The following is a 20032-nucleotide window of genomic DNA, read 5'->3' on the forward strand; positions in this document are numbered from 1 at the left end:
TTCACCTTACGCCTGCGTCTGCTCCGGGAGACGTCTGGCGAGGAACACGTCCGTGATCCACTCCGTGTCCAGTCCGGCTCCGTGCGTGTCGAGAACGCGGCGCAGCGCGGCGAGGAGCGTCGCCCGCCGCTCGGGCTCCAGGATCTGCACACCGGACTGGGTGGCCACCCGGGAGAGCCAGGCGTCGGCGTCGTGCCGGGTGCGGCCGTTACGGACGCGCACCGAGCGCTGGTCGGTGAAGCGCGGGTCGCCCGCGAAGTCCACACTGGGCCAGCCGTTCTCCTCCGTGGCCTCGATCTCGCCCTCGAACTCGGTGGCGAGACCGGTCAGTCGACCGAGCTCGGTACCGTAGTCGGCGTCGATGGCGGTGAACTCGCGGTGCAGCACCGGGTCGACCATGGGCGCGAAGTTCCAGAACAGCGCGACGGTGCCGCCTGGGACCAGCGCGTCGAAGGTGTGGTCACGCCGGGTCTCCGGGTCGAGCCAGTGCCAGGCCTGGGCGGCGTAGAGGAGGTCGAAGCGGCGCTCTGCCCGCTGCCACTGCTCGAACAGCCCGACCTCGACGTCCACCTGCGGCAGCGCGGTGGTGTTGCGGCGCAGCACCTCCGCCATCCGCGGGTCCGGCTCGACGGCGAGCACCGGCAGGCCGCGTCCGGCGAAGGCCACGGTGGCCTTGCCTGTCCCGGCGCCGATCTCCAGGGCGCGCGGGGAGGCGTTCCCGACGTAGTCGAGCACGGTGTCGACCAGGAGGGCCGAGTAGCCGGGCCTCGCCGCGTCGTACTGCTCCGCCGTCGTACCGAACACCAGCGCCCGTTCCTGTCCCGCACTGCCCTGCCCCACGCGGCTCTCCCCGTCCCTCAGGTCACGTGCCGGTCACGTGCCGGTCACTGGTCCGTCGGCGAACCTACCGACTCCAGCGGCTCCGATGCCAGCACCCGGACCGTTCCGGCAGGTACCGAAACCGGACCTTCCGGGCCGGGAACGGTCGCATCGGACAGGGTGTGATTGATCACGATCTCCCGGTCACGCCCGTCGGCGCCGACCCGGCGGACGCGTTCGACGCCGTCCGGCAGGCCGCTCGGGGTGTGTACGCCCGCGTCGGCGAGGGCGGCACGCAGGAGGGCGTCGAGGGTGCCGGTGTCCGGGGCCGTGGCCACGTACCAGGCGGTGCCCGCGCCGAAGGCGTGGCGGGTCACGGCGGGGCGCCCGGCGGCCGGTCCGTCGGCGTGCTGGAGGACGGCGGAGGCGCCCTCCAGGGCGAGGTCCTCGGCCCATCGGGAGGCCGTGCCGGGCGCGGCGGCGGCGCCGTCCATGCGGGGCGGGGCGACCAGCGTCGTGGTCTCGCCACGGCGCAACGGCAGGAACTCCTCCGCGCGCACACCCAGCACGTCGCGCAGGGCGCCGGGGTAGCCGCCGGGGTGGACGGCGTCGTTCTCGTCCACGATGCCGGTGAAGTAGCTGGTCAGCAGGGTTCCGCCGGAGCGGACCCAGGCGCGCAGGTTCTCCGCCCAGGCGGCGCGGGTGACGTACATCGAGGGCGCGACGACAAGCCGGTAGCCGCTGAGGTCGGCCCCGGGGTGGACGAAGTCGACCGTGATCCCGGCCCGCCACAACCGCTCGTAGTAGGCGTCGATCCGCTCGCGGAAGTCCAGGTCGACGCTGGGCCGGTACTCCAGTTCCAGGGCCCAGCGCGACTCCCAGTCCCACACGAGCGCGACCTGCGCCCGCACCCGGCTGCCGCGCAGCGGCGCGAGCTCGCGCAGGCGGGCGCCGAGGTCGACCACCTCGCGCCACAGGCGGGTGTCCGTGCCGGCGTGCGGGAGCATCGCGGAGTGGTACTTCTCCGCGCCCGCGCGGGAGGCACGCCACTGGAAGAACATCACGCCGTCCGCGCCGCGCGCGACGTGCGCGAGGCTGTTGCGGGCCATCTCCCCGGGCCGCTTGGCGATGTTGCGCGGCTGCCAGTTGACCGCCGAGGTCGAGTGCTCCATCAGCAGCCAGGGCTCGCCGAAGGCCAGCGAGCGGGTCAGGTCGGCGCTGAGTGCGAGTCCGATCTGGTTGTCGGCGCGCTCGGCGGTCAGGTAGTGGTCGGTGGCGACCAGGTCCACCTCGCGGGCCCAGGACCAGTAGTCGAGGTTGTCCGAGAGCCCGGCCATGAAGTTGGTGGTGACCGGCACGTCCGGGTCGGCGGCGCGGATGATGTCGCGCTCGGCCGTGTAGAGCGCGAGCAACGCGTCCGAGGAGAAGCGGCGGAAGTCCAGCTGCTGGGCCGGGTTGACCGCGGTCGGTGCCTCGCGCGGGGCGTCGATCTCGTCGAAGGAGTCGTAGCGCTGGCCCCAGAAGGCGGTGCCCCAGGCCTCGTTGAGCGCGTCCACGGTCTTGTGGCGGTCCCGCAGCCAGTCGCGGAAGGCCGCGGCCGAGCGCTCGCAGTAGCAGCGGGCGACGTGGCAGCCGTACTCGTTGTGGACGTGCCACAGCACCACCGCCGGGTGCCCGGCGTAGCGCGCGACGAGCTCACGGGTGATCCGGGCGGCCGCCGCGGCGTACTCCGGCGAGCTCGGGCAGTACGTCTGCCGGGCACCGTAGCCGAGAACCCGGCCGTCGGCCGTGACCGGACGCACGTCCGGGTGGGCCTTCTGGAACCAGGCGGGCGGGGCGGCGGTCGGCGTGGCCAGGTCGACGCGGATGCCGCCCTCGTGCAGCAGCGCGATGATCCGGTCCAGCCAGCCGAAGTCGAACTCGCCCGGCCGCGGCTCCAGCCGGGCCCAGGAGAAGATGCCGAGGCTGACCAGGTTGACCCCGGCCTCCCGCATCAGCGCCACGTCCTCGGCCCAGACCTCCTCCGGCCACTGCTCGGGGTTGTAGTCGCCACCGTAGGCCAGCCCCTCCAGGCGCAGCCGCTGTGCCATGGATCACTCCTCGTCCGGTGCCGTCGCTGGAACCGCGCACGCCGTGGGCAGCCTCTCCCCTTCGACGCCGCTTCGGCAAGACCCCGTCCGGGTGCGTCGGAGCCGTCCCCGGGTGCGTCCCGCCCGGACACGGCACCGACGGCGCGCCCGGCCTCGTAGGCTCTACGCGAGGGCACCCACGCACACCCCGCACCCAGCCCGCCCACAGCAATGCGAAAGGTCCGCCTGTGATCCACGTGGTCATCGTCGACGACGAGACACTCGTCCGCTCCGGCCTGAGCCTGATCGTCGGCTCGGCCCCGGACATCGAGGTCGTCGGCACCTGCGGCGGCGGCGACGCCGTCGCCACGGTGGCCAGGCTGCGGCCCGAGGTCGTGCTGCTGGACGTGCGGATGCCCGACGTCGACGGCCTCACCGTGCTGCGCGGGCTGATGCAGCTGCCCGAGCCGCCCGCGGTCGCGATGCTGACCACGTTCGACAGCGACGAGTACATCGGCACGGCACTGCGCTCGGGTGCGAGCGGCTTCCTGCTCAAGGACACCGACCCGGAGCAGCTGATGCACGCGGTGCGGGTGCTGGCCTCCGGCGGCCGGATCCTCTCCCCCGCGGTGACGGACACCGTCATCGCCGGCTACCTGGACTCCGGCCCGGACCGGCAGACGGCGTCGCGGCTGGCGGCCATGACCACGCGTGAGCTGGACGTGCTGACGCTGCTGGGCGAGGGCCTGTCCAACGCGGACATCGCGGCCCGGCTCTACCTGAGCACCGGCACGGTCAAGGACCACATCAGCGCGATCCTCGCCAAGCTGGGCACCGCCAACCGCGTCCAGGCCGCGGTCTTCGCACACCAGGCGGGCCTGCTGGGCGGCGACCACGGCTCGGGCGCGGGCGGCGGCTCCGGCACGGGTGGCACGGGTGGCACGGGTGGCACGGCCTCCGGCGGGTCGGTGCCGCCCAGGCACGGCCAGTGAGCGGCCCGGCGCCCGCCCCGGCAGGCCCGGCCCGGCCCTGGTACTTCAGCCCATGGGTCACGGTCCCCGTCCCGGCGCTGCTGGCCGCGCTGGACGCGCTGCTCGCCAACGACCTGACCTCGACCACCGAGATGATCACCTCACTGGTCGCCGCGGCCGCGCTGCTGCTGCGCAGGCGCTGGCCGATACTCGTCCTGCTGGCGACCCTGCCCGGCATGGAGCTCAGCAACATCTGGCTGGCACCGATGTTCGCGGTCTACTCGGTGTCGGTCCGCTACCGCAACCGGTGGGCCGTCGCGGTCGGCGGCCTGCTGGTGGCGCTGACCCAGTTCGTCCCCTGGCCCTGGGGCGACTTCAGCCTCGCGTGGGACCGGACGACCGCGCTGGCGGCGATGTACGCCCTGCTGACGGCGGCGGCGCCGATCGCGCTGGGCATGCTCGTCACCACCCGGCGCGAGCTGGCCGTCCGCCTGGACGAGCTGACCCGCGGTCAGGAGCGCGAGCGGCGGCTGCTGGCCGAGTCCGTGCTGTCCACGGAGCGGGCCCGACTGGCCAGGGAGATGCACGACGTGGTCTCGCACCAGGTCAGCCTGATCTCCATCCAGGCCGGCGCGCTCCAGGTCCGCGCGGGCGACCCCGAGGCGACGAAGGACACCGCGCGCACGATCCGGCAGCTGTCCGTGAAGACCCTGCAGGAGCTGCGCCAGATGGTCGGCGTCCTGCGGGCCGCCGGCGGCGACGCGAAGCCGCTGACGCCCCAGCCGACGCTGGCGGACCTGCCCCGGCTCGTCGCGGAGTCCGGCCTGTCCTGCGCGCTGCACACCGAGGTGACGGACACGGTGCCGCAACCGGTACCCGAGCCGGTGGAACGCGCGGCCTACCGCACGGTCCAGGAGGCCCTCACGAACATCCGCAAGCACGCCCCGGGGTCCACCGTCTCCGTGCGACTCACGCGGGTCGCGAACGCCCTCCAGGTGACCATCACCAACACGGCCGCCTCCCCGGACGCCACCCCCCTGCTGCTCCCCAGCGGCGGCCACGGCCTGATCGGCCTCCACGAGCGCGCCCAGCAGCTCGGCGGCACGCTCTCGGCAGGGCCGAGCCCCGACGGGGGCTTCGCCGTCACGGCGACCTTCCCCCTCTCCGTCGCGGAAACCCCTTCGCGCGCGGGCGGCCCCCGCGGCTAGGGTCCGGTGCCCATGAGCACCACCCGCACCACCACGACCCTCTGGCGCCCCACCGGCCCGGTCGAGCTCGCCCTGGTCCGCGAGCTCGGCTTCCGCGCCTGGCCGCCACGGCTGCCGGAGCAGCCGATCTTCTACCCGGTCCTGAACGAGGACTACGCGATCCGCATCGCCCGCGACTGGAACGTCAAGCACGACGGCGCGGGCTTCGTCACGCGCTTCGAGGTCGACACCGAGTTCCTGCGCCGGTATCCCGTGCAGCAGGCGGGCGGCAGCACCATCCTGGAGCTGTGGGTGCCGGCCGAGGAACTGGACGAGTTCAACGTGCACATCCTCGGCGAGATCGAGGTCGTGCACGAATTCCGCTGAGGTGCGGTGGCACCGCCAGGGGCGCGCGCCCCTGGCGGGTCACGCCACGTGCTGGAGCTCGCGTTCCGGGGCCCGCTCCACCTGCACGGCCGCACGGCGCCGGCCGCGTGGGAGCGCGGGAAGGCGGGGCTGGGAGATGAAGCCCTCGACGCACGCGTTCGCGAGGGCGATGCGCGGGAGGTCGCGGCTGCGCTCGAAGAGGACGTAGCGGGGCTCCCACTGCGGGCGGTACTTCGCGTTCGCCCGGTAGAGGGACTCGATCTGCCACCAGCGCGAGAAGAAGACCAGCACCGAGCGCCACGCCCGCAGGAACGGCCCCGCGCCCAGCTTGCCTCCCCGCTCGAAGACCGCGCGGAAGACCGCGAAGTTCAGCGAGACGCGCTCCACACCGATCGAGCGGGCCTGCTGCAACAGCTCGATGACCATGAACTCCATCAGGCCGTTGTCGCTGTCGCGGTCGCGCCGCATCAGGTCGAGCGAGAGGCCCTGCTCGCCCCACGGGACGAAGCTCAGCAGGGCTCGCAGCTCGCCGTCGGCGTCCTTGCACTCCAGCATCACGCACTGGCCGTCGTCCGGGTCGCCCAGGCGACCCAGCGCCATGGACCAGCCGCGCTCGGTGCCGCCGTCGCGCCAGCGGTCGGCGTCGACCATGAGGGTGTCCATCTCCGCCTCGGCGATGTCCGCGTGGCGGCGGACGGAGACGGTGTAGCCGGCGCGGCGGACGCGGTTGTGGGCCTGGCGGACGCCGCGCATCGAGCGGCCCTCCAGGGAGAAGTCGGCGACCTCGACGATCGCCTCGTCGCCCAGCTCCAGGGCGTCCAGGCCGTGGCGGGCGTAGACGACGCCGGCCTCCTCGCTGGCGCCGGTGACGGCCGGGGTCCAGGCGTGCTCGCGGGCCTGCTCCAGCCACTTCTCGATCGCGCCCGGCCACGCCTCGACGTCGCCGATCGGGTCGCCGGAGGCCAGCGAGACGCCCCCGACCACGCGGTAGGTGACGGCCGCCTTGCCACTGGGCGAGAAGATGACGGACTTGTCGCGCCGCAGCGCGAAGTAGCCGAGCGAGTCCCGCGCGCCGTGGCGCTCCAGCAGGCCGCGCAGCCGGGTCTCGTCCTCGTGGCTGAGGTACTCCTTGCCCTTGGGGGCGCGGAACAGCGCGTAGGTGACCAGCACCAGGACGCCGACGCTCAGCACGTTGACGGTGATGTCGATCCAGCGCGGCACGGCGACCTCGAAGAACTGCGAGCCCTCCGAGTTCAGGGTGATCGCCCGGTAGATCACGTACTCGACGCGGTCGCCCAGCGTCGCCCCGCGGCCGGCCGCGGTGAGGCTGAGCAGGCCGGTGCCGGCGAGCAGCGTCACCAGGCCGCCGCCCACGAGCACACCACCGGCGAGCCGCGGGTTGGCCGGGTCGCCCTTGGCGCGGAACTCGTCGCGCCCGAGCACCAGCGCCGTCTGGAAGACGAGCAGCACCCCGAGCGTCGCCCAGTTGAACCAGTGCGAGCGCACGCCCGGGTGCTCGACGAGGGAAAGCAGCAGGGCGATCAGCAGCAGCCCGGACAGGATCGTGTTGGCGATCCAGGCGGCCCGCTTGTGCCGGTTCATCATCACGGACATGAAGACCGCGAACGCGGCCGAGCTGAACCCGGCGGTCAGCAGGTAGGGGGTGTAGAAGTCACCGTGGTTGTGGTGCCGGACCTGCTCGCGGAAGCTCAGCGAGACCGCGGCGAACAGGTTGAGGCACGCCACGATCCGCAGGTACCAGACGGCGGTGCGCGCACTGACGTGCGTCACCCTCTCGCGCGGGGCGCGCGGCATGGCGGCGGTCGAGGTCAAGGACGGCTCCGGGTGGGACGCGCGGTGGAACGCGGGCTGGACGACTGAGGAGGTATCAGTACAGGTACCAGCTTGGCCCGGCCCGGTCCGGGTTTCGTCACTCCGAGGTCCCTGTTCTGCCCCCGCCGATCGGCGGGGGCAGTGGCGACGAACGGCAGGTGCGCAGGTCAGACGGGTGTGGCGGAGGTGTAGGTCTTCCAGTCGGCCGGCTTCTGCCCGACGTTCAGGGTGCGCAGCTTCGCCAGCACCGCCGGGTCCTGGGCCTCCAGCCACTGCACCATCTGCCGGAACGAGACCAGCCGCACGTCGGGCTTGGCCGCGATCTCGCGCAGCGCCTGCTCGACGGACTTCATGTAGATGCCGCCGTTCCAGCTCTCGAAGTGGTTCCCGATGAAGAACGGGGCCCGGTTGGTCGTGTAGGCGCGGTTGAAGCCCGCCATGTACGAGCCGTACGACTGCTGCTGCCAGTAGGCGCGCTTGGACGGGTCGCCCTTGGGGTTGCCGCCGCTCTGATTGGCCATCATGTTGTAGTCCATCGACAGCACCTGGAAGCTGTGCCCGGGGAACGGGATGGACTGCAGCGGGAAGTCCCACAGGCCGTGCTTCTTGTCCGGCCACATCTGGTTGCCGCCGGGCGAACTCGCGTCGTACTTGAAGCCCATCGCGGCGGCCGTCGGCAGGAACTGGTTCTGGCCCAGCAGGCACGGAGTGCGCCCGCCGATCAGTTCCTTGCGGTAGTCGAAGGGCAGCGGGTCGAGGTCGTGGAAGCCGGTGTTGGTCTTCCAGTTGGCCACGAAGTCCATGGCCTGCTCGGTCTCGCTGCGCCACTGCTCGGGCGACCAGGTGCCCACGCCGCTGGTCGCGCTGCAGAAGTGGCCGTTGAAGTGAGTGCCGATCTCGTGGCCCTCCAGCCACGCCCCACGGGTCTGCTCCAGCGTCGCCTTGACGTGGTCGTCGGCGAGGTAGCCGATGTCGGAGGCGCCGGCACGGTGGCCGGGCGGCAGGTAGAGGTGCTTCTTGCCCTCGGGCAGCACGTAGATGCCGGAGAGGAAGAAGGTCATCGTCGCCTTGACCTCCTGCGCGACCGCGCGGAAGTGCGAGAACAACTGCTTGCTGTCCTCGCCGGCGCCGTCCCAGGAGAAGACGACGAACTGCGGCGGCCGCTGGCCGGGCTGCAGCTTCTCGAAGACCGGCTGGTTCGGCTGTGGGCCGGTGTCGGCCATCGAGCCGTCGCCGATCAGGTTGACCGGCCTCGCGTCGACGGACGGACTGGACGAGGCACCGCCGGCCGGCTTGCCGTCGCCGCCCGCGGCCCGCGTGCCGCCGCCGGAGCGACCGCAGGCGGACACGCCCAGCGCCGCCGCCGTGGCGACCGCTCCCCCGGCGAGCATGTTCCTGCGAGAGATCGCTCCCATACGGTTCCTGCCTTTCGCGCTTCGCTACCGCTCATCGATCAGATGTGCGCCTCTTGAGACGCTTGTCCGGGATCTGCGGTTCTTGCCGATCGGTCCCGATGTAAGCAACCCTCACAGCATCCCTCATGCGGGGGCGCCCAAGGCCCAGGGACCCACCGGAGACCCGTCGCAGATTCATTCGCCAGTACGTGTCCTGGGGAGGTGTCCCACAGGAACTCCAGAGGAAACTCACTCGAACGTGTGCGTTTGGCACGAGGCGACTACGCTGCGGCAGGTCCGACAAGATCCGCCGAGATCTGATCAGATCACCACCGACCGGCGGTGATCCATCCGCCGGACGACTGGAATCGTGCACGGACCGGGGGGTTGGACGGATGGCGATCGACTGGGGCACGGTCTCGTCCGTGCTGACGGCGGGTGGGACGCTGGTACTCGCGGTGGCGAGCTTCGCCTCGATCCGCTCGGCGGACCGCGCGGCCCGCTCGGCCGAGCGGGCCCTTCAGGTCTCGCTGCGTCCCGTCCTGGTCAGCGCCCGGCCCTCCGATCCGCAGCAGAAGCTCATCTGGAGCGACGGCCACCGCACGCACCTGACCGGCGCGGACGGCTACGCGCACGTGAGCGAGGACGTCGTCTACCTCGGCGCGGCCCTGCGCAACCTCGGCCCCGGCCTCGGCATCGTCCACGGCTGGTCCCTGCGCGAGGGCGACGCGCCCGTCGACCCGTCCGCGTTCCGCCGCCAGGGCATCGACATGTACGTCGCGCCCGCCGACCACGGCACCTGGCACGCGGCCCTGCGCGACCCCGAGGACCCGGCCTTCGGCGCACTGGTGGACCAGGTGAAGAACCGTCAGCGGATCAACGTCGACCTCCTCTACGGAGACCACGAGGGCGGCCAGCGCACGGTCACCCGCATCTCGCTGATACCGCGCGAGTCCGACGAGGGCTGGCTCTGCCAGACCGTCCGGCACTGGAACCTCGACCGCCCCGATCCGCGCGACCACTGAGCCCAGGGACCCCGATGCGCAGCCTCGACCTCCACCCGCTCTTCCGCAACAACCGCGACATCGAGCTGGCCCTGCGGCAGTTCCTGTTCGCCTGCGCGCAGTCGGGCGAGCCCGTCGCCGAGATCATCCCCGGCAAGGGGTCGGGCAAGCTGAAGCAGCGGGTGCTCGCCTTCCTGGACCAGAAGCACATCCGGCGCCTGTACGCCTCCCGCGAGGAGGACCCGCGCAACCCGGGACGGATCCTGGTGCACTTCAGGTAGGCGGGGTGGTCGCGGCACCGCGGGATCCCGCCACGGTCCACAGCGCCGTCACCCACAGGGTCAGCGCGCAGCCGACGCCGACGAGGGTGAAGACCGTCCCCGCGCTCGCACCCGCCGCCCGCGCGGCCAGGCCGCACAGGCCCAGGGCGGTGAGGACGGCGCCCGTGGCGGCCATCCGGGGTTCGGCGAAGACCCGCGCCAGCGGAATGAAGTGGAGCCCGACCACCACCGCGACGAGCGGCATGACCAGCACCGGCACCCCGCCCAGGACGCAGCCCGCCACGATCGCGGCGATCAGCAGCCACTGCACCGCGTTGACCTGCCCGAAGCGCCGCCGCTGGGCGGCGGGAAGCCTCCGGTCCACCGGTGCGGGCAGGCGCCGCGCGGCGAGCACGAGTGCCACGGCGACGAGCAGGCCGCACAGACCGGCCACGCCTGTCACGGTGCCGCCGAAATGACCCAGTCCGGCCAGCAGCCACCCCAGACCGAAGAACGCGTAGAACACCACTCCCACTGCCATGCGGCCCCCGCAGTCGCTGATGCGCCGGCTCGTTCAGTCCGTCAGTTTGCGCAGCGCCTCCGCCGTGGCGAAGACGTCGTTGCGGCCTTCCTTCGCGTGCTCGACCAGATCCGCCAGCGCGAAGCTGTTGGGCAGTGGCTTGACGTCAGCCATCGCCAGGTACGAGCGGGTCAGGGTCGCGGCGTAGAACTCGTTCATCGGGGAGTCGAGCGGCGGGCAGACGGAGAGGGTGTGCAGCAGCGCGGCCGCGCGCCAGTGGACGTCGCGCGGGGGATCGTCGGCGATCAGGACGACGTCGCTGGCGTGCCGGGCGATCGCCGCGCTGATCGCGGAAGGATCCCAGACCGTCGGATCGGACGGCAGGTGGTGCGCGAGCACGTTCCAGGCCCAGGCCTCGTCGGCCTTCACCGCTTCCTCTGCTGCCTTCACGCGGACTTCTTCCCGCCGAACCGCTCCTGGAAGTACGCCCAGTTCTCGGACGTGTTGAACTCGGCCGCCGCCTCGAGGAAGCGCTGCCGGTCCGGGTCGAGCTCGCGCCGCGCGGCCTCGGTGACCAGGGCCGTGATCGTGGTCCCCTCGGCCGCCGCCCGCGCCGCCAGCCGGGCGTGGAACTCCTCGTCCACCCGGATGGTGATGTGCTTCGACATGGGAGTTACCGTACAACAGGCGTCCTGGACGCCGTCCGGAGCAAGGAACATCTGGGGGAAGTCTTGACCGACCGACAGGTAACCGTCGTCACCGGCGCGAGCCGGGGTATCGGAGCGTCCGTCGCGCTGCGCCTGGCCCGCGAGGGGCACGACCTGGTCCTCGGCTACCGCGCGGACGCCGACGCGGCCGAGCGGGTCGCCGGACAGGTGCGCGCGGAGGGTCGCCGCTGCGTGACCGTCCAGGCGGACACCACCGCGCAGGCCGACGTGGACCGGCTGTTCGCCGCGGCCGCCGAGGCCGGGCTCGGGCCGGTCACCGGCCTGGTCAACAACGCGGGCGTGCCCGGCCCGTACGGGCCGCTCGCCGAGGCGGACCCGGAAGGCATCCGTCGCTCGGTCGACGTCAACGTGACCGGCTACCTGCTCTGCGCCCGCGCCGCCGTACGCGCGATGACGGAGTCGGGCGTGGCCGGCGCGATCGTCAACATCTCCTCCGGCGCGGCCACGCTCGGCAGCCCCGGCGAGTACGTGCACTACGCCGCCGCGAAGGCGGCGGTCGACGCGATGACGGTCGGTCTGGCCAAGGAGCTCGGGCCGCGCGGCATCCGGGTCAACTGCGTCGCGCCGGGGACGGTCTGGACGGAGTTCCACCCGGACCCGGAGCGCCCGGCCAAGCGGGCCCCGAACATCCCGCTCGGCCGCTGCGCGCAGCCGGAGGAGATCTCCGGCGCCGTGGCCTGGTTCTTCTCCGCCGACGCGAGTTACGCCACCGGCGCGGTGCTGCGGGTCGCGGGCGGGATGTAGCCCAGCAGCCGGTCCACGTCCGCCTCGTTGTTGTAGAGGTGGAAGGAGAGCCGCAGACCGCCGGCCCGGGCGCTGACCCGGACCTCCTGCTCGGCCAGCCGCTTGGCCAGGTCACCGAGCCCGGCGACGGAGACGATCGCCGAGTCCGCCTCCACCGGCCGGTGGCCCAGCGCCCGCAGGCCCTCGCGGCAGCGGCCGGCCAGCGCCAGGTCGTGGGCGTTGATACGGGCGGGGCCGAGCTCCTCGACCAGTGCGAGGGAGCTCGCGGCGCCGACGAACGGCAGCCAGGCGGGGCTGTGGTCGAACCGCCGCGCGGACCGGGCGAGCTCGACCTCGTCGTAGCAGTTCGCCCACGGGTCCTCGCCCGCGTACCAGCCGGGCGCGATCGGGCGCAGCCCGTCCATCGCCTCGGCCGCGACCGCGAAGAAGGAAACCCCGCGCGGGGTGAGCAGCCACTTGTAGCCGGCGCAGACGAGGTAGTCCGCCTCGGCGGCGTACGGCGCGAGCGGCTGCCAACCGGCGGCCTGGGTGGCGTCCAGCAGCAGCCGGGCGCCAACGCGGCGAGTCGCCTCCCGCACCGCGGCCGCGTCGACGACGCGGCCGTCGGCGGACTGCACGAGGCTGACGGCCACCAGCGCCGTCCCCGGCGTCACCGCCTCGGCGAGGTGCTCCAGCGGGGCGACCCGCACCCGCAGCCCCGGGCGGTGCTGGAACGGTGCGGTCACCGAGGTGAACTCGCCTGCGGCCACCAGCACTTCCGCCCCTTCGGGCAGGGCGGCGGCCACCACTCCCACGTGCTCCGACGCGGTTGCCCCGACAGCCACCTGACGCTCCGCGACTCCCGCCAGGCGCGCGAAGGCGCGCCTGGCGGCGCCGACGGGCCCGTCGTACGCGACCACGTCGGCCCGGCCCGCGGCCTGCTCGGCGATCGCCTCGGCCAGTGCTGCCACGGTACGGGCGGGCGGCAGGCCCATGCCGGCGGTGTTGAGGTACACGGTCCCGGGCGCGAACTCCCGGGCGACGAGATCAAGGTCCATCCCGCCATCGTCCCGGCCGGGGCCCGCCGGCACCACGGCCAATTCCCTTGTGGTGGCCCCAAGCCGCGCTTATGCAGAGGCGCAGGCACGACAGGGGCGCGAGGAACTGCGCGAGCGACCACCCGGTGCGGATGGCCCTGCTCGTTCGGCGACTCGCCACACAGGGTGGCTTGTCGCGCCCCGCGGCGGAGCCGCTGATCAGCAGAGCCCCGCGCCCCTGGAGAGTGCAACGAGCCCTTAGCGGCCCATCTCCTCGGCGATCGCCGCGGCGAAGGCGTCGATGTCGGCCTCCGTCGTGTCGAAGGAGCACATCCAGCGGACCTCGCCCGTGTGCTCGTTCCAGAAGTAGAAGCGGAACCGCTTCTGCAGCCGCTCACTCACCTCGCGCGGGAGGATCGCGAAGACCGCGTTGGCCTGGACCGGACGGACCACCTCGACGCCGCCGATCCCGGCGACCGCCGTCTCCAGGCGCTTGGCCATGGCGTTGGCGTGGGACGCGTTGCGCAGCCAGAGGTCACCGGCCAGCAGGGCCTCGAACTGGACCGAGATGAAGCGCATCTTGGAGGCCAGCTGCATCGAGGTCTTGCGCAGGAAGGTGATGTTCCTGACCGCGTCCGGGTTGAGCACGACCACGCACTCGCCCAGCATCAGGCCGTTCTTCGTACCACCGAAGGACAGCACGTCCACGCCCGCGTCCGTGGTGAACGCGCGGAACGGCAGGCCGAGGGTCGCCGCCGCGTTGGCCAGGCGGGAGCCGTCGACATGGACGAGCATGCCCAGCTGGTGGGCGTGGTCGCAGATCGCGCGGATCTCGTCCGGGGTGTAGAGGGTGCCCAGCTCGGTGGACTGGGTGATGGAGACCGCGAGCGGCTGCGCGCGGTGCTCGTCGCCGAAGCCCCAGGCCTGCTGGTCGATCAGCTCGGGGGTGAGCTTGCCGTCCGGGGTGGGGACGGTGAGCAGCTTGATGCCGCCCATCTTCTCCGGCGCGCCGCCCTCGTCCACGTTGATGTGGGCGGTGGCGGCGGCCACGACCGCGCCCCAGCGGGGCAGCAGCGCCTGGAGGGCGGTGACGTTGGCACCGGTGCCGTTGAAGACCGGGTAGGCCTGGGCCCGCTCACCGAAGTGCGCCTTGAAGACGTCCTGGAGGTGCTCGGTGTAGGCGTCCTCGCCGTAGGAGATCTGGTGGCCGTCGTTGGCCACGGCCAGGGCGGCCAGGATCTCCGGGTGGATGCCGGCGTAGTTGTCGCTGGCGAATCCGCGCACGGCGGGGTCGTGACGGCGCTTGGCCTCGGTCACTACGTCGGTCACAGCGTCGTTCACTGGGGCGTCAGCCACAGGTGCGTTCCATTCACGTCGGCGGCGGGGCGGGCCCACAGGGAGACGACCTGCTCGGCGAGGTCGGCGGTCTCGGTGAACCCGGCGAACTTGGCGTTCGGCTTCTCGGCGCGCATCTCCGGGGAGACCAGCGCCTTCACCACCAGGATGGCAGCCGCGGCCGAGGAGTCCTTCAGCGAGTCGGCCATGGCCAGCGTCCACGCCTCGGCCGCGGCCTTGGCGGTCGCGTAGGCGGCGTTGCCGCCGGTGGGCTTGTGGGCCCCGGCCGCCGAGATGATCGCGAAGCGGGCGTCGTCGCTGCGCTGCAGCGCCTCCAGGAAGCCGAGGCTGGTGTGCTGGAGGGTCCGCACGAGCATGTCGTGCAGGAAGTCCCAGTCGGCCAGGTCGGTGTCGGCAAAGGTCTTGCTGCCGCGCCAGCCGCCGACCAGGTGCACCAGGCCGTCGACGCGGCCGTGCTCGGCCTCGACGTGGTCGGCCCAGTCGCGGGCGGCCTGCGGGTCGAGCAGGTCGACGACCTGGCCGACGACGATCGCGCCGGGGACGGCGCGACGGACGGAGTCCATCAGCTCGTCCAGGCGGCGGGCGTCGATGTCGCCGCAGGAGACGGTCGCGCCGGCCTGGGCCAGGCGCAGCACGGTGGCGCGGCCGGCCATGCCGGTGGCGCCGGCGACGGCGACGACGCGGCCCTTGAGGTCGACGGTCGAGAGCTCACTCACGCTGCGTTCTCCAGAACGGTGGTGCCGGTCATGCCGGAGGTGGAGGCGATGACGCCGGACAGCTTCTTGGACAGCGCCTCGAAGAACATGCTGAGCGGGAACTCGTCCGGCAGCACGGCGTCGCAGAGCGCCTTGTTGAGAGCCTTGGCCTCGGTGTGCTCGGCGAAGGGCAGCGCGTCGGCGCCCTTGGCCCAGGTGGAGGCCGGGTGCGGGGTCAGGTAGGTGGCGACCAGCTCGTAGGCGGCGAGCCAGTGGGCCGTCTTCGGGCGGTCGATGCCGTCGCGGTAGAGCTTCTCGATCTCCGCGCACAGGTCGTTGGTGACCTGCGGGGCGCGCTGCCAGTCGATGTGCAGCTTGTTGTCGGTCCAGCGCAGCGCGTCGTGCTTGTGCAGGTACGCGAAGAGCAGTTGTCCGCCGAGGCCGTCGTAGTTGCGGACGCGACCGCCGGAGACCGGGAAGCGGAACATCCGGTCGAAGAGGATCGCGTACTGGACGTTGCGGCCGTGCTCGTTGCCCTCGGCCTCCAGCTCGACCGCGGCCTTGAAGGCCGTCAGGTCGCAGCGCAGCTCCTCCAGCCCGTACATCCAGAACGGGGAGCGCTGCTTGATCATGAAGGGGTCGAACGGCAGGTCGCCGTGGCTGTGGGTGCGGTCGTGGACCAGGTCCCACAGGACGAAGGTCTGCTGCGCCAGCTCCTGGTCGGCCAGCAGCCTGGCGGCGTCCTCGGGGATCTCCAGACCGAGGGTCCGCACGGAGGCGTTGGAGACGGCGCGGAAGCGGGCGGCCTCGCGGTCGCAGAAGATGCCACCCCAGGTGAAACGTTCCGGCACCTCGCGCACCGAGACCGTCTCCGGGAAGAGCACCGCCGAGTTGGTGTCGTAGCCGGCCGTGAAGTCCACGAACGTGATCGGCACGAACATCGGGTTGTCGTAGCGGGTGCGCTCCAGCTCGGAGAGCCACTCCGGCCAGACCACGTGGAGCAGCACGGCCTCCAGGTTGCGGTCCGGGTTGCCGTTCTGCGTGTACATCGGGAAGACGACCAGGTGGGCCAGGCCGTCCACGCGCTGCTCGGCAGGCTGGAAGGCCAGCAGCGAGTCGAGGAAGTCCGGCACGGCGTAGCCGGAGGCGGCCCAGCGCACCAGGTCCAGCACGACCGCGTCGAGGTACGCCTTGTCGTGCGGGAAGAGCGGGGCGAGCTCGCCGATGGCGGCGGTGATCGCGGCCAGCTGCGCGTCGGCCTCGTCCTTGGTGGACGCGCCGCGGACGTTGAGGTCGATCGACCCGTCCTTGGACTGGAGCGGTCGCATCGCCTCGACCGCGGCCTTGAGGCGCAGCCAGGCCGGGTTACCCGCGAGATCCGCAGTGGATTTGTCTGCCGCGGGGAGCGTCGACGAGAGATTTTCCATGAGGACCCTGCCTGAACGAAAGAAACTGTGGTGGTGCCACCGTATATACAGAAGGTTCTGTTGTTCAAGAGGAGACCGCAACCGCTGGCGTGGCGCTTGTCACGGATGGTCACCATGGGGGAGATTTTCGTCCGCGATATGAGACGCAGCGCGATACGGAGTGGGTGCTTCACCCTCCTGTGACAACTGGTAGGTAGGCTGCCGCCACTTGCCGTCCAACCAGGAGTCATCGTGAACGCCCTGCTCAAGACCTCCCGTCTGCTCAGCGCCGCCGCCGGCGCGGCCGTCCTGATGCTCGCCGGGTGTGCGCCGCAGTCCAGCGGCAGCGCGAGCGGCTCCGCCTCGGCCGCGTCCGGCTCCCCCGCCGCGGCCACCTGCGCCAAGGGCGCCCTCCCGACGCTGTCCTCGGGCACGCTGACGGTCGGCACCGACAACCCGGCCTACGACCCGTGGTTCGACAACAACAAGCCGTCCGACGGCAAGGGCTTCGAGTCCGCCGTCGCCTACGCGGTCGCCCAGCAGCTCGGCTACGGCACCTCGAAGGTCACCTGGACCGTCGCGCCGTTCAACAGCGTCGTCGCCCCGGGGCAGAAGAAGTTCGACTTCGACATCAACGAGGTCTCGATCACCGACGAGCGCAAGAACGCCGTCGACTTCTCCTCCGGCTACTACGACGTGCGCCAGGCCGTCATCACGCTGAAGGACTCCAAGTACGCGGGCGCCACGACGGTCGCCGCGCTCAAGGGCGCGAAGATCGGCGCCCAGGTCGGCACCACCGGCCTGACCGTGGTGCAGAACGTCGTCAAGCCGAGCACCCAGCCCGCCGTCTTCGACAGCACCGACCTGGCCAGCGCCGCGCTGAAGAACCACCAGATCGACGCGATCGTGGTCGACCTGCCGACGGCCTTCTACATCACCTCTGCCCAGGTCACCGACGCCAAGATCGTCGGCCAGTTCCCGAGCGGCTCGGCCACGGCCGACGGCAAGCCGGAGCAGTTCGGCCTGGTGCTCGCCAAGGGCAGCGCGCTGACCTCCTGCGTCTCGCAGGCCGTGGACGCCCTCAAGGCCGACGGCACCCTGGACCAGCTGGCCAAGAAGTGGCTGCCGGCCGCCGACTCGGCGCCCGTCCTCAAGTAACCGCGTCAGACCACGCGTCAAGCAACCGCGTCCGAAGTGAGCGAGCCCTCAAGTGAGTGAGTCCGACGTGAGCGTGCCCTCGGTGGGCCCGCCCGGGGCGAGCGACGACACCGGCGTCGCCCGAGCCCCGTACGTGCCGTCCGAGCGGCGGGTGGCCCGCGAGGCCTACCGCCGCTCCCGCACCCGGCGCTCGGCGCTCATCGCCGCGGCGAGCACGCTCGCCGTGGCGGCGGTGCTGTTCTTCGTCGTCACCGGCTCCCCCGGCTGGCCGGTGACACAGAAGACCTTCCTCAACGGGCACTACGCCCGCGAGGCGATCTCCCCGGTGCTGCACGGCTTCGTGCTGAACCTGGAGCTGCTGGCGGTCTGCGGCCCGACCATCCTGGTGCTCGGTCTGCTGATCGCCGCGGTGCGGACGCTGCGCGGCCCGGTCTTCCTGCCGCTGCGCATGCTGGCCACGGCGTACGTGGACTTCTTCCGCGGCTTCCCGCTGATCATCCTGCTGCTGCTGATCGTCTTCGGTGTGCCCGCGCTGCAGTTGCAGGGCGTCACCAACGACCCGATCGTCCTGGGCGGCGTCGCGCTGGTGATCAACTACTCCGCCTACGTGGCGGAGGTCTTCCGCGCCGGCATCGAGTCCGTCCACCCGAGCCAGCGAGCCGCCGCCCGCTCGATCGGCCTGACCTACACGCAGACCATGCGCTTCGTGGTGCTGCCGCAGGCCGTCCGCCGCGTGATCCCGGCGCTCGTCAACGACATGGCGTCGCTGCAGAAGGACACCGGCCTGGTCTACGTCGGCGGCGCGATCGACGCCGTGGCCGCCGCGCACATCCAGGTCGCCGAGAGCTTCAACTACACGCCGCTCGTCGTCGCCGGCCTCGGCTTCGTGATCCTCACGGTGCCGATGACCCGCTACGCCGACTGGCTCACCCGCCGCATGGACCGCCGCCGCACGCAGGGAGGCGTCGTATGACCGCCGTCGCGCCCGTCCTCCGCTTCGAGTCGGTCCGCAAGGCCTTCGGCGAGCACGTCATCCTCGACAACGTCAGCCTGGACGTGGCCGAGCACTCCGTCACCGTCCTCATCGGCGCCTCCGGCTCCGGCAAGTCCACGCTGCTGCGCTGCGCGAACCTGCTGGAGGAGATCGAGGACGGCGCGATCTGGCTGGACGGCGAGGACATCACCGACCCGCGCGTCGACGCGGACGCCGTGCGGCGCCGCATCGGCGTGGTCTTCCAGGCGTACAACCTCTTCCCGCACCTGAACGTGCTGGAGAACATCACCCTCGGCCCCCGCCGGGTCCACCGCGTGCCGCGGGCCGAGGCCGAGCGCCAGGCGCTCGAACTGCTGGACCGGCTCGGGCTCGCCGCCAAGGCCAAGGAGTACCCGGACCGCCTCTCCGGCGGCCAGCAGCAGCGCGTCGCGCTGGTCCGCGCGATCGTCTCCGAGCCGCGCGTGCTGCTGCTCGACGAGATCACCGCGGCTCTCGACCCGGAGCTGGTGACCGAGGTCCTCTCCGTCGTCCGCGACCTCAAGGAGCAGGGCCGCACCATGGTGCTGGCCACCCACGAGATGGCGTTCGCACGGGATGTCGCCGATCAGGTCTGCTTCCTGGCGGACGGTGTCATCCTGGAGCGGGGCACCTCGGAACAGGTCTTCGGCGATCCGCAGCACGAACGGACGCGGCGGTTCCTGAGCCGGCTCCGGGAGGCCGGGCGGCTGTGAACCGCCGGGCTCGGCCGGACGGTCTGCGCCGCCTGAGCGAAATCCGGGTGCCAGGCGCCGAACGCTGTCGCTACCGTGCCAGGATGGACTGGACACCACACCTGCTGAACGTCGTCGACGTGGAGGCGACCTGCTGGGAGGGCGCTCCTCCGGCGGGCGCCGCGAACGAGATCATCGAGATCGGGCTGACGGTGGTGGACCTCGCCCGGGGCGAGCGTGTGGCCAAGCACCGCCTGGTGGTGCGGCCCGCGCGGTCGCGGGTGAGCCCGTTCTGCACGGAGCTGACGGGGCTGACGCAGCGCGAGGTGGACGGCGGGGTCTCCTTCGCCGAGGCGTGCCGATGGCTGGCCGCCGAGCATGCGGCCGGGGTCCGGCCGTGGGCGAGCTGGGGCGACTACGACCGGCACCAGTTCACCCGCCAGTGCGGCGCGACCGGCGTCGCGTATCCCTTCGGCGCCCGGCACACCAACGCGAAGGCGGTCTTCACCGAGGCGAACGGGCTGCGCAAGCGCCCGGGCATGGCCCAGGCCCTCAGCCGCGCCGGCCTCCCCTTGGAGGGCCGCCACCACTGCGGCGCGGACGACGCCTGGAACATCGCCGCCCTGATGCTGACGCCGGGGACGCTCGCCCTGCTCCGATGAGCCAGTGTGCCCTTTGCCAGGGGCGCGGAGAACTGCGCGCCAAGCCACCGGCGTGCCGCTGGTCCTCAACGCGCAGGGCCATCCGCCTGGGGTGGGTTTCCCGCGCGGTTCCCCGCGCC

At 71.9% G+C, this 20032-nt stretch carries 21 protein-coding genes; 10 read left to right on the top strand and 11 right to left on the bottom strand.

The annotated features are described in order from the left end of the window. Positions 1 to 6: 6 nt before the first annotated feature. Both ABH931_RS16785 and ABH931_RS16790 read right to left on the bottom strand, forming a co-directional pair. On the bottom strand, positions 7 to 840 hold the full coding sequence (locus ABH931_RS16785; protein WP_370113924.1) for a trans-aconitate 2-methyltransferase: 834 nt from the start codon (positions 838 to 840) through the stop codon (positions 7 to 9). 44 nt (positions 841 to 884) lie between these two features. Then, positions 885 to 2909, bottom strand: a complete 2025-nt coding sequence (locus ABH931_RS16790; RefSeq protein ID WP_370113926.1) for a beta-galactosidase — start codon at positions 2907 to 2909, stop codon at positions 885 to 887. A 227-nt stretch (positions 2910 to 3136) separates the two neighbouring features. Here ABH931_RS16790 and ABH931_RS16795 point away from each other — a divergent pair, with 227 nt between their 5' ends. The 3 genes from ABH931_RS16795 to ABH931_RS16805 are packed head-to-tail and all read left to right on the top strand — an operon-like array spanning position 3137 to position 5433. Beyond that, complete coding sequence (locus tag ABH931_RS16795) at positions 3137 to 3880, top strand: response regulator (protein WP_370113928.1); 744 nt, start codon at positions 3137 to 3139, stop codon at positions 3878 to 3880. Further along, entirely contained in the window at positions 3877 to 5067 is a 1191-nt protein-coding gene (locus tag ABH931_RS16800; RefSeq protein WP_370113930.1) for a sensor histidine kinase, read from the top strand. The genes ABH931_RS16795 and ABH931_RS16800 overlap by 4 nt, the downstream gene beginning before the upstream one ends. 12 nt (positions 5068 to 5079) lie before the next feature. Then, positions 5080 to 5433 carry a hypothetical protein gene (locus ABH931_RS16805; RefSeq protein ID WP_370113932.1) on the top strand — a complete coding sequence of 118 codons (354 nt, stop codon included), beginning with the start codon at positions 5080 to 5082 and terminating at the stop codon, positions 5431 to 5433. A gap of 39 nt (positions 5434 to 5472) precedes the next feature. Here ABH931_RS16805 and ABH931_RS16810 read toward each other — a convergent pair whose 3' ends face one another. Both ABH931_RS16810 and ABH931_RS16815 read right to left on the bottom strand, forming a co-directional pair. Further along, positions 5473 to 7248: a phosphatidylglycerol lysyltransferase domain-containing protein gene (locus ABH931_RS16810; protein WP_370114132.1), complete on the bottom strand. Its 1776-nt coding sequence runs from the start codon at positions 7246 to 7248 to the stop codon at positions 5473 to 5475. Positions 7249 to 7433: 185 nt separating this feature from the next. Beyond that, entirely contained in the window at positions 7434 to 8681 is a 1248-nt protein-coding gene (locus ABH931_RS16815; protein WP_370113934.1) for a hypothetical protein, read from the bottom strand. A gap of 374 nt (positions 8682 to 9055) precedes the next feature. Here ABH931_RS16815 and ABH931_RS16820 point away from each other — a divergent pair, with 374 nt between their 5' ends. Continuing rightward, positions 9056 to 9685 (top strand): hypothetical protein, encoded by a 630-nt coding sequence (locus ABH931_RS16820; protein ID WP_370113936.1) that lies wholly within the window; start codon positions 9056 to 9058, stop codon positions 9683 to 9685. Positions 9686 to 9699: 14 nt separating this feature from the next. Beyond that, positions 9700 to 9945 carry a Smr/MutS family protein gene (locus ABH931_RS16825; RefSeq protein WP_370113938.1) on the top strand — a complete coding sequence of 82 codons (246 nt, stop codon included), beginning with the start codon at positions 9700 to 9702 and terminating at the stop codon, positions 9943 to 9945. On the opposite strand, the gene ABH931_RS16830 is transcribed toward ABH931_RS16825, so the two are convergent. Genes ABH931_RS16830 through ABH931_RS16840 form a run of 3 tightly spaced genes read right to left on the bottom strand, consistent with a single transcriptional unit; the run spans position 9938 to position 11112 of the window. After that, the gene (locus ABH931_RS16830; protein ID WP_370113940.1) at positions 9938 to 10465 is read right to left on the bottom strand and encodes a hypothetical protein; all 528 of its coding nucleotides are present in this window, start codon (positions 10463 to 10465) and stop codon (positions 9938 to 9940) included. The two genes, ABH931_RS16825 and ABH931_RS16830, sit on opposite strands and share 8 nt — an antisense overlap. A 33-nt stretch (positions 10466 to 10498) precedes the next feature. Beyond that, positions 10499 to 10894: a hypothetical protein gene (locus tag ABH931_RS16835; RefSeq protein ID WP_370113942.1), complete on the bottom strand. Its 396-nt coding sequence runs from the start codon at positions 10892 to 10894 to the stop codon at positions 10499 to 10501. Then, positions 10891 to 11112: a toxin-antitoxin system HicB family antitoxin gene (locus ABH931_RS16840; protein ID WP_370113944.1), complete on the bottom strand. Its 222-nt coding sequence runs from the start codon at positions 11110 to 11112 to the stop codon at positions 10891 to 10893. Before ABH931_RS16840 ends, ABH931_RS16835 begins: the two co-directional genes overlap by 4 nt. A 63-nt stretch (positions 11113 to 11175) precedes the next feature. Between ABH931_RS16840 and ABH931_RS16845 the strand changes: the two genes are divergently transcribed. After that, positions 11176 to 11916, top strand: a complete 741-nt coding sequence (locus ABH931_RS16845) for an SDR family NAD(P)-dependent oxidoreductase (RefSeq protein WP_370113946.1) — start codon at positions 11176 to 11178, stop codon at positions 11914 to 11916. Here the strand turns inward: ABH931_RS16845 and ABH931_RS16850 are convergent. From ABH931_RS16850 to ABH931_RS16865, 4 genes are all read right to left on the bottom strand, one after another. Then, positions 11874 to 12953: an aminotransferase class V-fold PLP-dependent enzyme gene (locus ABH931_RS16850; protein WP_370113948.1), complete on the bottom strand. Its 1080-nt coding sequence runs from the start codon at positions 12951 to 12953 to the stop codon at positions 11874 to 11876. The genes ABH931_RS16845 and ABH931_RS16850 overlap by 43 nt on opposite strands. A gap of 237 nt (positions 12954 to 13190) precedes the next feature. Further along, complete coding sequence (locus ABH931_RS16855; RefSeq protein ID WP_370113950.1) at positions 13191 to 14288, bottom strand: low specificity L-threonine aldolase; 1098 nt, start codon at positions 14286 to 14288, stop codon at positions 13191 to 13193. Continuing rightward, positions 14270 to 15004 carry an SDR family NAD(P)-dependent oxidoreductase gene (locus ABH931_RS16860; RefSeq protein ID WP_370113952.1) on the bottom strand — a complete coding sequence of 245 codons (735 nt, stop codon included), beginning with the start codon at positions 15002 to 15004 and terminating at the stop codon, positions 14270 to 14272. Before ABH931_RS16860 ends, ABH931_RS16855 begins: the two co-directional genes overlap by 19 nt. Next, positions 15001 to 16410: a DUF6421 family protein gene (locus tag ABH931_RS16865; RefSeq protein ID WP_370113954.1), complete on the bottom strand. Its 1410-nt coding sequence runs from the start codon at positions 16408 to 16410 to the stop codon at positions 15001 to 15003. Before ABH931_RS16865 ends, ABH931_RS16860 begins: the two co-directional genes overlap by 4 nt. Positions 16411 to 16701: 291 nt before the next feature. Between ABH931_RS16865 and ABH931_RS16870 the strand changes: the two genes are divergently transcribed. From ABH931_RS16870 to ABH931_RS16885, 4 genes are all read left to right on the top strand, one after another. After that, a complete protein-coding gene (locus ABH931_RS16870) occupies positions 16702 to 17547 on the top strand; it encodes an ABC transporter substrate-binding protein (protein WP_370114134.1) in 846 nt (281 codons plus the stop codon). A gap of 82 nt (positions 17548 to 17629) precedes the next feature. Then, a complete protein-coding gene (locus ABH931_RS16875) occupies positions 17630 to 18520 on the top strand; it encodes an amino acid ABC transporter permease (RefSeq protein ID WP_370114136.1) in 891 nt (296 codons plus the stop codon). Beyond that, complete coding sequence (locus ABH931_RS16880) at positions 18517 to 19272, top strand: amino acid ABC transporter ATP-binding protein (RefSeq protein ID WP_370113956.1); 756 nt, start codon at positions 18517 to 18519, stop codon at positions 19270 to 19272. The genes ABH931_RS16875 and ABH931_RS16880 overlap by 4 nt, the downstream gene beginning before the upstream one ends. A gap of 83 nt (positions 19273 to 19355) precedes the next feature. Further along, positions 19356 to 19913 (top strand): exonuclease domain-containing protein, encoded by a 558-nt coding sequence (locus tag ABH931_RS16885; protein WP_370113958.1) that lies wholly within the window; start codon positions 19356 to 19358, stop codon positions 19911 to 19913. The last annotated feature ends 119 nt before the right edge of the window (positions 19914 to 20032 follow it).

It is taken from the genome of Streptacidiphilus sp. MAP12-33 (genome assembly GCF_041261265.1).
Classification (GTDB): domain Bacteria; phylum Actinomycetota; class Actinomycetes; order Streptomycetales; family Streptomycetaceae; genus Streptacidiphilus.

What these genes read in the sequence shown, in the direction of transcription:
- ABH931_RS16880 (WP_370113956.1), top strand. Translation starts at nt 18,517, where the DNA reads ATGACCGCCGTCGCGCCCGTCCTCCGCTTCGAGTCGGTCCGCAAGGCC.
- ABH931_RS16825 (WP_370113938.1), top strand. Translation starts at nt 9,700, where the DNA reads ATGCGCAGCCTCGACCTCCACCCGCTCTTCCGCAACAACCGCGACATC.
- ABH931_RS16850 (WP_370113948.1), bottom strand. Translation starts at nt 12,953, where the DNA reads ATGGACCTTGATCTCGTCGCCCGGGAGTTCGCGCCCGGGACCGTGTAC.
- ABH931_RS16820 (WP_370113936.1), top strand. Translation starts at nt 9,056, where the DNA reads ATGGCGATCGACTGGGGCACGGTCTCGTCCGTGCTGACGGCGGGTGGG.
- ABH931_RS16790 (WP_370113926.1), bottom strand. Translation starts at nt 2,909, where the DNA reads ATGGCACAGCGGCTGCGCCTGGAGGGGCTGGCCTACGGTGGCGACTAC.
- ABH931_RS16885 (WP_370113958.1), top strand. Translation starts at nt 19,356, where the DNA reads ATGGACTGGACACCACACCTGCTGAACGTCGTCGACGTGGAGGCGACC.
- ABH931_RS16870 (WP_370114134.1), top strand. Translation starts at nt 16,702, where the DNA reads ATGCTCGCCGGGTGTGCGCCGCAGTCCAGCGGCAGCGCGAGCGGCTCC.
- ABH931_RS16805 (WP_370113932.1), top strand. Translation starts at nt 5,080, where the DNA reads ATGAGCACCACCCGCACCACCACGACCCTCTGGCGCCCCACCGGCCCG.
- ABH931_RS16840 (WP_370113944.1), bottom strand. Translation starts at nt 11,112, where the DNA reads ATGTCGAAGCACATCACCATCCGGGTGGACGAGGAGTTCCACGCCCGG.
- ABH931_RS16815 (WP_370113934.1), bottom strand. Translation starts at nt 8,681, where the DNA reads ATGGGAGCGATCTCTCGCAGGAACATGCTCGCCGGGGGAGCGGTCGCC.
- ABH931_RS16865 (WP_370113954.1), bottom strand. Translation starts at nt 16,410, where the DNA reads ATGGAAAATCTCTCGTCGACGCTCCCCGCGGCAGACAAATCCACTGCG.
- ABH931_RS16830 (WP_370113940.1), bottom strand. Translation starts at nt 10,465, where the DNA reads ATGGCAGTGGGAGTGGTGTTCTACGCGTTCTTCGGTCTGGGGTGGCTG.
- ABH931_RS16810 (WP_370114132.1), bottom strand. Translation starts at nt 7,248, where the DNA reads ATGCCGCGCGCCCCGCGCGAGAGGGTGACGCACGTCAGTGCGCGCACC.